General features: G+C 36.3%; 1 protein-coding gene. It reads left to right on the top strand.

Annotated features, from left to right (window positions below):
• The first annotated feature begins 75 nt into the window (after positions 1 to 75).
• Positions 76 to 1217 (top strand): IS3 family transposase gene (locus ACQKMD_RS22000; RefSeq protein ID WP_427754705.1). Its coding sequence is split into 2 segments (ribosomal slippage): positions 76 to 322 and positions 322 to 1217, totalling 1143 coding nucleotides; the frame shifts between segments, so codons are not numbered across the junction.
• Positions 1218 to 1224: the final 7 nt, after the last annotated feature.

Raw genomic sequence — 1224 nt, forward strand, 5'->3', positions numbered from 1 at the left:
TGAATAGTCTACACTTAGTTGGACAGTAAAATTAAGGGCAAGTAGAATAATAGATAACAAGAAGGAGAATCTACTATGTCCAGTAAAAGAAGAACGTTTTCAACAGAGTTTAAAAAACAAGTGGTGGCCCTATATGAAAATGGAAAAAGCCGTCAAGATATTGCCCGAGAATATGAATTAACCGCGTCTGCTTTAGACAGATGGATTACGCAATTCAAACAGTCAGGCTCCTTTAAAGAGAAAGACAACCGATCTTCGGTAGAGCAAGAACTGATTGACTTGCGTAAGAGAAATAAACAACTCGAAATGGAAGTCGACATTTTAAAGCAAGCCGCGCTGATCATGGGACGAAAATAGATGTGATTCAAGAAAATCGTCACAAATATTCTGTATTAGCAATGTGTAAAGTCCTAAAAATAGCTCGAAGCACTTTTTATCATGACACGGGAATAGCCATTCAAAAAGAACAAGAAAAGCTAGCTGAAGAGCAAAAATTAAAAGAAAAAATAGTAGTGATTTTCGAAGAGAATCGTAAAGTATATGGAACCAGAAAAATAAAAGATGCCTTAAAAAAAGCTGGTTTAACAGTCTCTAGACGTCGTATTGGTCGATTGATGGACGAACTAGGAATTCAATCGAAATATGCAAAACCATCCTATAAACCAATGTCTACCCCTCCAAATGAAGAATCAGTTCGAAATGTATTAAATCGAGCATTTAAAGTTGATAAAGAGATGTCTGTGTTAGTAAGTGACTTAACGTATGTGAGAGTAGGAGGAAACTGGAATTATATTTGTTTTTTAATAGATTTATATAATAGAGAAATCGTCGGGTATAGTGTCGGGGAACAAAAAGACGCAGCTCTAGTTCAACGTGCCTTTAAGTCAGTCAAGTATCCTTTGCAAAACGTAAAAATGTTTCATACCGATCGTGGATCTGAATTTAAAAATGTTGGAATCGATGAATTACTAAGTAAGTTTAAGATTAAACGATCTCTGAGCCAAAAAGGGAACCCTTATGATAATGCGGTGGCAGAGGCGACGTTTAAGATTTTAAAAACAGAACTCATCAACGGATCGCACTACCCTACCCTTGAACAGCTGTCTCTTGAACTTTTCGATTATGTCAATTGGTACAATACTATTCGGTCGCACAGCAAACTAGGCTATCAAAGTCCGGTCGCTTATAAAAACTTAGCCCTTAAAAAAGTTGTTTGATTTAGTG

Source organism: Viridibacillus sp. NPDC096237, assembly GCF_050278625.1.
Classification (GTDB): Bacteria; Bacillota; Bacilli; order Bacillales_A; family Planococcaceae; genus Viridibacillus.